This window comes from Micromonospora sp. DSM 43699 (assembly GCF_055517075.1).
Genome location: NZ_JBTMMT010000118.1, coordinates 1 through 9,930 on the forward strand (window position 1 = coordinate 1; position 9,930 = coordinate 9,930).

Below are 9,930 nucleotides of genomic sequence, written 5' to 3' on the forward strand. Positions count from 1 at the left end.
CCACATCACACTCACCCAACCGCAACCCCTGACACGCCAAATGCAACGCCACCAACGACGACGAACACGCCGTATCCACCGAAATCGACGGACCCTCCAACCCCAACACATACGACACACGACCCGACACCACACTCGGCGACGTCCCCGTCAACAAATAACCCTCAAACCCACCCCCCGACTCCACCAACCGCGGCCCATACTCCTGACCCATCACCCCCACATACACACCCGTCCGGCTGCCCCGCAAACCCGCCGGATCAATCCCCGCGCGTTCCAACGCCTCCCACGACACCTCCAACAACAACCGCTGCTGCGGATCCATCGCCACCGCCTCACGCGGCGAAATACCAAAGAACTCCGCATCGAACATCCCCGCCTCATACACAAACCCCCCCTCCCGCACATACGACTTCCCCACCACCCCCCGCACCGGATCAAACAACCCCTCCACATCCCAACCCCGATCCACCGGAAACCCCGACACCGCATCCCCACCCCCCACCACCAAATCCCACAAACCCTCCGCCGACACCACACCACCCGGAAAACGACACCCCATCCCCACCACCACCACCGGATCATCCACAACAGCAACCGACTCGTACTGCCGCAACCGTTCGCGGGACTCGTGGAGATCCGCCATGGCACGACGCAGGTACTCGCGAAGCTTGTCTTCGTTGCTGACGGACACGGCGCTCCCCCTGTGATCCGAGTGTCTTACTGGCGTCGGTGGATTCGAGTGGGCAGTGGTCCGACCGGCGTCAGGCCAGTCGGAAATCGCTGTCGAGCAGGTCGAACAGTTCCTCGTCGGAGGCGGTCCGGAGACGGTCGGTCACCTCGGCGCCGGAACCTCCGTCGGTGTCCCGGTGCGGACCGGCGGCCGGCCGGTCGACCTCGGCTTGCAGGACACGCAGCAGGTGGGCGGCCCGGGTCCGGTCGGCGTCGTCCTCGACGACCGTCGCGATTCCGTCCCGCAGGTGGTCGAGCATCGCCAGGACGCCGGCGGCGTCCGTCGGGGGCTGGTGCCCGGTGGGTGACCGGCGGTCCAGTTCGGTCAGCAGGTGGGCGGCGAGGGCCGCCGGGGTCGGGTGGTCGAATACGACGGCGGCCGGCAGGCTGAGGCCCGTGGCCGCGCCGAGCCGGTTGCGCAGGTCCACGGCGGTGAGCGAGTCGAAGCCGGCGTCACGGAAGGCCCGCTGCGTGCTCAGCATCGCCGTCTCACCGTGGCCGAGCACGGCGGCGGCCTCGGCCCGGACCAGGTCGGTCAGGATCGCCGTACGCTCGGCCGCCGACCTGCCCGTCAGCCGCGCGCCAAGGGTGGCGACGGTAGGCTTCCCCGGCGCACCGTCCCCCGTGCGCGCACGGTTCGGACCGCGCAGGACGGCGGGCACCGCGGCGGCGCGGGACCGCAGCACCACCGGGTCGAGGCGGACGGGGTGGTACGCCGCCGCCGGTCGGGAGCAGGCATCGTCGAAGAGGACGAGCGCGTCGTCCACGCCGAGCGGCACGAGCCCGGACCGGCGCAGTCGTGCCACGTCCGCAGTACCGAGATCGCCGGCCATCCCACCGTCGAGCGGCCCCCAGGCCAGGGCGGTGGCGGGCAGCCCCTGGCCCTGCCGCCAGCTCGCGAAGGCGTCGAGGAAGGCGTTCGCGGCGGCGTACCCGGCCTGCCCGGCGCTGCCGATCGTGCCCGCGATCGACGAGAACAGCACGAAGGCGGTCAGGTCGAGATCCCGGGTGAGTTCGTGCAGGTTGACCGCCGCGTCCGCCTTGGCGCGGAGCACCGCCTCGATCCGCTCGCCGGTCTGGGCGGTCAGCACACCGTCGTCGGACAGGCCGGCCGAGTGCACCACGGCGGTGAGCGGATACGCGGCGGGGACCTCGGCCAGTAGACGCGCCACCGCCTCACGGTCGGCGGCGTCGCAGGCGGCAACGCGTACGGATGCTCCCTGCTCCTCCAGTTCCCGGGTCAGCGCCGCCGCTCCGGGCGCGTCCGGTCCGCGCCGGCCGACCAGCAGCAGGTGCCGGACCCCGTGCCGGCGGACCAGGTGCCGGGCCACGGCACCACCGAGCATGCCCGTACCCCCGGTGACCAGGACGGTGCCGGCGTCGGTCCACGGTGGGGCGGCACCGCTGACGGCAGGTGCCCGCACCAGGCCAGCGACGTTGGTCGTGCCGGCCCGCAGGGCCAGTTGCGGCTCGCCCGCGACGACCGCCCCGGGGAGGGCACCGAGCGAATCCGGGTGGTCGTCGGTGTCCACGAGGGTGAACCGGTCCGGATGTTCGGTCTGGGCGACCCGCAGCAGGCCCCACACCCCGGCGGCCGCCGGATCGGTGACGGCCGTCCCGGCGTCCACGGCCCCGCTGGTGAGCACGACCAGCCGCGAGCCGGTGAACCGGTCGTCGGCGAGCCACTCCTGGACGGTGGCCAGCGCCAGGCGGGTCAGCGCGCCCACGTCCCCCGGCCCGTCCCCCGTCGACGGGGCGTCGGCACGGCGGCGGAGGTCGACCAGGACGTGGCCCGGTCCCCCACCGGCGGGCAGCGCGTCGGCGAGCGCACCCAGATCCGGGTACACCGGCACGGACATCCCGGCCCCCGGTGGGCCGGACCACAGCGGGCTGTCCGCGCCGACGACGGCGAACCGCGTGGCGGTGACCACCGGGGCAGGCTTCACGGCGGACCACTCCAACCGGTACAGCGGCGCCTGGCCGGTGACGGCTGCGGCGATCCGGTCGGCGGCGACCCGGCGCAGCGCCAGGGTGGCGGCGGCGAGGACCGGCGACCCGTCGCCGTCGGTGACGAACACGCTTACCGAGTCGGCCTCGGCGGGCGCGATGCGGACCCGGAGCCGGCCGGCGCCGGAGGCGAACACCCGTACGTCGGTCCAGGCGAACGGCAGCATCCCGTGTGCTCCGCCGGGGAACTGGTCACCGAGGACGATCGCGTGCAGGGCCGCGTCCAGCAGTGCCGGGTGTACGGCGTACTCGCCCGCCTCGGCGGCGTACTCCTCGGGGAGCCGGACCTCGGCGAACGTCTCGTCTCCGCGACGCCACGCGACGCGTAGCCCGCGGAAGGCGGGGCCGTATCCGATGCCGTTGTCGGCGAAACGCTCGTACTCGCTCTCGACGCCCACGGGCACCGCCCCCTCGGGTGGCCAGGTGCTGCCGGGGCCGACGTCCCACCCGGACCGGCCGACGGCGGGCTGCGGCACGGCGGCACCGTCGACCGGCCCTGTCACGGCGCTGTCGACCCGGCCTGCGGCGTGCCGGGTCCACAGGGGAGGCTCGATCCCCACCGGCGCGGAGTGGATCCGCACCTGGCGGGCCCCGTCACCGTCCGGCCCCTCGACGACGACCCGCACCCGGACGCCGCCGTCGTCGGCCACCACCATCGGTGCCTCGAAGGTCAGTTCCGCCACCCGGGCGCAGCCCGCCTCGACGCCCACCCGGTGCATGATCTCCAGGAGCGCCGTCCCCGGCACCACCGTGCGCCCCCACACGCTGTGGTCGGCGAGCCACGGATGCGTCCGCCCGGAGAGCTGGCCGCTCCAGACCGTGCCGTTGCCGTCGGGCAGGTCCACTGCGACGGCGAGCAGCGGATGCCCGGCGACATCGAGGCCGACGGCGGTCAGGTCGGGTGCCCCGGGGCGCGGGTCGAGCCAGTAGCGGGACCGCTGGAACGGGTAGGTGGGCAGGTCGGTGGCGATCGGGCCGTCCCCGAGCGACGCGACCGGGTCGACCCGAAGCCCGTGGACGTGGACGGAGGCCAGGGCCTCCTGCACGGCCGTGGCCTCGTCGCGGTCCCGCCGCAGGGTGGGCAGGAACAGCAGGAGGCGGTCGGGTCCCGCAGCCCCGGCGGGACCGGGGGCGTCCGTGGGGTCGGCGGGGTCGGCGAGGTCGGCGAGGTCGGCGAGGTCGGCGGAATCCGTCAGGCAGTCCCGCGCCATCGCCGTGAGCACGCCGTCCGGGCCGAGTTCCACGAACGTGTCGATGCCCTCGGCACGCAGCCGGCGCATGCCGTCGAGGAAGCGCACCGCCTCGCGGGCGTGCCGGACCCAGTAGCCGGGCGTACGGAGGTCGGTGCCGGACGCGATCGCCCCGGTGACGTTGGCGACCACCGGGATCGTCGGCTCGCCGGGGCGGAGGTCACCTATCGTCTCCTCGAACTCGGCGAGCATCCCGTCCATCCGGGCGGAGTGGAAGGCGTGGCCGACCCGCAGGCGCCTGGCCCGGCGGCCCCGGCCACGCCAGAGCGCGACCTGCTCGTCGACCGCCGCCTCGTCGCCCGCGATCACGGTGGCCTGCGGCCCGTTGACCGCCGCGATCGACAGCTCGCCCTCCCGCCCCGCCAGCAGCGGGCCGACCTCGGACTCGGCAGCCTGGAGCGCGGCCATCGCGCCCCCGGCCGGCAGGCCCGCCATGAGTCGACCGCGCGTCGTCACCAGCCGGGCGGCGTCCGGCAGGGTGAGTACGCCCGCGACGTGCGCTGCGGTGATCTCCCCGACCGAGTGGCCCAGCAGGGCGTCCGGGCGCAGCCCCCAGCTGGTGACCAGCCCGAACAGGGCCACCTCCAGTGCGAACAGGGCCGGCTGGGTGTACCCGGTGTCGTCCAGCAGCGCTGCCGCCCCGGTGCCCGGCTCGGCGAACATGACGTCGCGCAGCGGCCGGCCCAGGTGCCTGTCGAGTTCCGCGAGGACGCCGTCCAGGGACTGCGCGAAGGCGGGATACCTGGCGTACAGCTCCCGGCCCGCGCCCGGTCGCTGACTGCCCTGACCGGTGAAGAGGAAGGCCACGCGCCGATCCGGCACGGCCCGCCCGGTGACGAGCCCCGGAGTGCTGTGGCCCTGCGCGAGCGCCTGGAGGCCGTCGAGCCGCGCGGTGTCGTCCCGGCCGAGCACGGCGGCCCGGTACGCGAACGCGGCACGGGACCGCACCAGGGCACGGGCCACGCTGTCGGCGGGCTCGGGCCGCGGCCGGGACGTCAGGTGGGTGTGTAGCAGCCGGGCCTGCGCGTGCAGGGCCGCCTCGGTCCGTCCGGACAGGACCCAGACCGGGTCGTCGCCGGCCGTCCCGACCGGTCCGGGGCCGGCGGGCTCCGTCGTCGCCGCGTCCGGGGCGGGTTCGTGACCGGCGGGTGCCGGCGTGGCCGCGAGGTCCGCTGCTCCGGCCGTCGCCTCGGGGACGCTCTCCAGGATGACGTGTGCGTTGGTGCCGCTGGCACCGAACGAGGAGACCGCCGCCCGGCGCGGCCGGTCGCCGTGGTCGGGCCAGGGCTGGCCTTCGGTCAGCAGCCGCACCGCACCCGACGACCAGTCCACCCGGGTCGAGGGGCGGTCGACGTGCAGGGTCCGGGGCAGCCGGGCGTGCCGCAACGCCAGCACCGTCTTGATCACCCCGGCGACCCCCGCGGCGGCCTGGGTGTGACCGATGTTGGACTTCAGGGATCCCAGCAGGAGCGGCCGGTCCGCCGGCCGGCCCTGGCCGTACGTCGCCAGCAGCGCCTGCGCCTCGATCGGATCACCCAGCCGGGTGCCGGTGCCGTGCGCCTCCACCGCGTCCACCTCGTCGGCGGCCAGCCCCGCATTGGTCAACGCCTGGCGGATGACCAGTTGCTGGGCCGTACCGTTCGGGGCGGTCAGGCCGTTGCTCGCCCCGTCCTGGTTGACCGCACAGCCCCGCACGACGGCCAGCACCCGGCGACGGTTGCGGACCGCGTCCGAGAGCCGCTCCAACAGCAGCATCCCCACGCCCTCGCCGAACCCGGTCCCGTCGGCGGCGTCCGCGAACGCCTTGCAGCGGCCGTCCAGCGCGAGACCACGCTGCCGGGCGAAGTCGACGAACATCGTCGGCGTGGCGAGCACCGTCACCCCGCCCGTCAGGGCCAGCTCGCACTCGCCCGACCGCAGCGCCTGCACGGCCAGGTGCAACGCGACGAGCGACGACGAGCAGGCCGTGTCGACGGTCACCGCCGGCCCCTGCAACCCCAGGGTGTACGCGATCCGACCCGACGCGACGCTGCCCGCGCTGCCGTTGACCAGGTAGCCCTCCAGGTCCTTGGGAACCTCGGACAGCCGGCTGCCGTAGTCGTCGTACATCACCCCGACGTAGACCCCGGTGCGGGTACCCCGGGCCGAGTCGGGGGCGATCCCCGCCCGCTCGAAGGTCTCCCAGGCGGTTTCCAGCAGTAACCGCTGCTGCGGGTCCATCGCCAGCGCTTCACGTGGCGAGACGGCGAAGAACTCCGGATCGAACTCGGCGCAGTCGTAGAGGAAACCACCCTCGCGCACGTAGCTCGTGCCCGTCGAGTCCGGATCCGGGTCGTAGAGCTTCCCGACGTCCCAACCCCGGTCGTCGGGGAAGCCCGAGATCGCGTCGGTACCCGCCTCGACCAGCCGCCACAGGTCCTCGGGCGTGCTCACCCCACCCGGCAACCGGCAGCTCATGCCCACGATGGCGATGGGCTCACGCGCGCTGTCCTCCAGCTCACGCAGGCGTCGCCGCGTCCCGGCCAGCTCGGCGGTGACCCGCTTGAGGTACTCACGGATCCGGTCCTCGTTCGCGGTCACCTGCCGGTCCTCTCCGCGGTCGGGGCTCACAGCTGCTCCTCGATCAGGGCGAAGAGTTCGTCGTCGGATGCCGAATCCAGTCGCTCGGCGACCGTGGCATCCACCAGCCCGCCGCCCGCCGACCCGGACCGTGGACCGCCGACCAGGGCGAGCATCTCCTCCAGCCGCCGGCGGACGATGTCCCGGCGGACGTCGTCCGTCCTCATTCCGCCGAGCGCCGAGGCCAGGGCGTCGAGCCCGTTCAGCGCCGCCGCGCCCTCGTCGACCACCCCCTCGGCGGCGAGGTGGTCGTCGAGGTGCTCGGCCACGGCCAACGGGGTCGGCTGGTCGAACACCAGGCTCGGCGCCAGCCGCAGGCCGGTCGCCGAGCCCAGCCGGTTACGCAGTTCGACTGCGGTCAACGAGTCGAATCCGAACTCGCGGAACGGCCTGTCCGGGTCCACGACCGCCGCCCCCTCCGGCAGGGCGAGCACCCCGGCGACCTGGGTGCGTACCAGATCCAGCAGGTGCCGTACCCGCGCCTGGGCTTCCTTCCCGGCCAGTTGCCCGCGCAGCTCGTCCGCCTGCTGTGGCGCGGCGGCGGCGGGCGCGGGCACCCGGCCGGCAACGCTCGACGAGGCCGCGCGGCGGAGCGGGGCCGCCGGCACCAGGCCCCGCAGCAGGACCGGAACGGCGTCCGGTCCGTTGGCGGCCCGCTCCCGGCGCAGCGTCGCCAGGTCCAGGCGTGCCGGTACGAGCACCGGCTCGTCCCGGGCCCGGGCGAGAGCCAGGTCGAACAGTGCAAGGCCTTCCCCGGCGGTCATCGGGGCGATACCGGAGCGCCGCATGCGCCGCAGGTCCTGCTCGCCCAGATGGCCCGTCATGTCGCTGGCCAGCCCCCACAGGCCCCAGGCGAGGGAGACGCCGGGCAGGCCCCGGGCCCGCCGGTGCTGCGCCAGGGCGTCGAGGAAGGTGTTCGCCGCCGCGTAGTTGGCCTGGCCGGGCCGACCCAGGATCCCCGCTGCCCCGGAGAACAGCACGAACGCGGTAAGCGGCAGCCCTGCGGTCAGCTCGTGCAGGTGCAGTGCCGCGTCCACCTTCGGCCGTAGCACCGCGTCGACCCGCTCGGGGGTGAACGCCTGCACCGCCCCGTCGTCGAGTACGCCGGCCACGTGCACCACTGCGGTCAGCGGATGCTCGGCGGGGACGCCACCCAGCACGTCGGCCAACGCGGCGCGATCCGTGGTGTCGCAGGCGACCAGCGTCACGTCGGCGCCGAGCCCGGTCAGCTCCTCGGTCAACCGGTCGGCACCGGAGGCTCCCGGACCGCTACGGCTGACCAGCAGCAACCGGCGTACGCCACGGGTGGTCACCAGGTGCCGGGCGAGCAGCCCACCGAGCGTGCCGGTCGCACCGGTGAGCAGCACCGTGCCGTCGGGGTCCAGGACGGCGCCCGGCCCGGTTCCGGCGCGCACCGGCTCGGGCCCGGCCTGCTCCGGCCCGGCCTGCTCCGGCCCGGCCTGCTCCGGCCCGGCCTGCTCCGGCCCGGCCTGCTCCGGCCCGGCCTGCTCCGGCCCTGGCTCGGGTCCCGGTCTCACCAGCTCGATCTCGGGCAGCAGGATCTCGCCGGCCCGCACCGCCAGTTGGGGCGCGTCCATGGCGAGAGCCGACGGCAGCGCCGCGATCGACCTGTCGTCCGCGTCGACGTCCACCAGCACGAAGCGGTCCGGGTGCTCGGACTGAGCCGACCGCAGCAGGCCCCACAGCCCGGCGTGGACGAGGTCTGGCACGTCCTCGTCCGGCCCGACGGCAACGGCCCGTTCGGTGACCACCACGAGCCTCGCCGCGACGAACCGCTCGTCGGCCAGCCAGCGTTGCAGCAGATCCAGTCCGGCCCAGGTCTCCCCCCGGACGGCCCCGGCCCGGGCCTCGCCCACCGCGCCGCCGGCTACCACGCCGTCGCCCACCGCGCCGCCGGCACTGCGGCCGGCGGTGCTGCGGCCGGCGGTGCTGCGGCCGGCGGTGCTCCGGCCGGCGGTGCTCCGGCCGGCGGTGCTCCGGCCGGCGGTGCTCCGGCCGGCGGTGCTCCGGCCGGCGGTGCTCCGGAAGTCGGCGAGGACGACGGCGGGCAGGTCCTCGCCCGCGTCCAGGGCCATCCGCAGCGAGTCCACATCGGAGTGCACGTCGACGGTGGCGACCGGCCACCGGTGCAGTCCGGCCGCACCGTTCGCCTCAGCGTCGTCCGGCCCCACCACCGCCCACCGCTGGTCGGCTGACCCGGCAACGGCGGTCCCCCGGCGCCAGCCGACCCGGTACAGCGCTCCGGCTCCGGACCCGGCCGGCAGCCCGAGGCGTTCCCGGTCGAGCGGACGCAGCACCAGGGCGTCCAACGAGAGGACCGGAGCACCGGCCGGGTCCACCGCATGCAGGGAGACTGCCGAATCACCGGACCGGCCGATGCGCACCCGCAGCGTGTCGGCGCCGGTGGCGTGGAGCACGATGCCCTGCCAGGCGAAGGGCAGCAACACACGGCCCTCGGGCACGTCGACGAGGTCGCCCGCCAACCACCCTTGCAGGGCGGCGTCGAGCAGTGCGGGATGCAGTCCGAAGCGGATGGCCTCCGCGCCGACCCGGTCGGGCAGTCGTACCTCGGCGAACACCTCGCCGTCGCCCCGCCAGAGCCCCTGCAGCCCGACGAACGCCTCCCCGTACTCGTAGCCCAGCGTCGCGAACCGCTCGTACAGGTCGGCAACGTCGACCGGCGCGGTGCCCGGAGGTGGCCAGGCGTCGGTGTGCCAGAGCACAGCCGGTTCGGGCCGCGACCGCGAGGCCAGGACGCCCACCGCGTGCCGTGTCCAGGCGGACTCCGCAGTCACCGAGTCGTCCCGGGAGAACACCCGCACCGAACGCCGTTCGGATCCGTCGTCGAGCTCGTCCACGAGCACCTGGAGCCGTACCCCGCCCTTGGACGGCACCACCAGGGGAGTCTCCAGCCGCAGTTCCTCCACCTCAGTGCAGCCCGCCACAGAGGCGGCGTGCAGGGCCAGTTCCACGAAGGCCGTACCGGGTAGCAACACGGTGCCGGACACGGCATGGTCGGTCAGCCAGGCATGCGAGGCGAGCGACAACTGCCCGGCCAGAAGCAGGCTCCCGGACCCACCGACCGACAGCGCACCGCCGAGCAGGGGATGGTCCTCCCATTTCATGCCGAACCGAGCAGCTGCGGCCGTCCCGACGCCGGCGGGAGAGGTCTGGGCCCAGTAGTGGCGTCGTTGGAACGGATACGTCGGCAGATCCACCACCCGCGCACCCGAACCCGCAAACACACTCGCCCAATCCACCCCCACCCCACCGACGAACCCCACACCCACCCACCGCAAGA

General features: G+C 74.3%; 2 protein-coding genes and 1 pseudogene. All 3 read right to left on the bottom strand.

Features of this window, described 5'->3' with window-relative positions; translation table 11 throughout:
- Nucleotides 1-694: beta-ketoacyl synthase N-terminal-like domain-containing protein (locus AC0AIB_RS30465; RefSeq protein WP_465097994.1), on the bottom strand; the 694-nt coding region annotated here is incomplete at its 3' end.
- 70 nt (nucleotides 695-764) lie between these two features.
- Nucleotides 765-6,563: pseudogene (locus AC0AIB_RS30470) on the bottom strand (type I polyketide synthase); the annotation flags it as partial.
- A gap of 32 nt (nucleotides 6,564-6,595) precedes the next feature.
- The coding region (locus AC0AIB_RS30475; RefSeq protein WP_465097995.1) for a type I polyketide synthase at nucleotides 6,596-9,930 on the bottom strand (3,335 nt) is incomplete at its 5' end.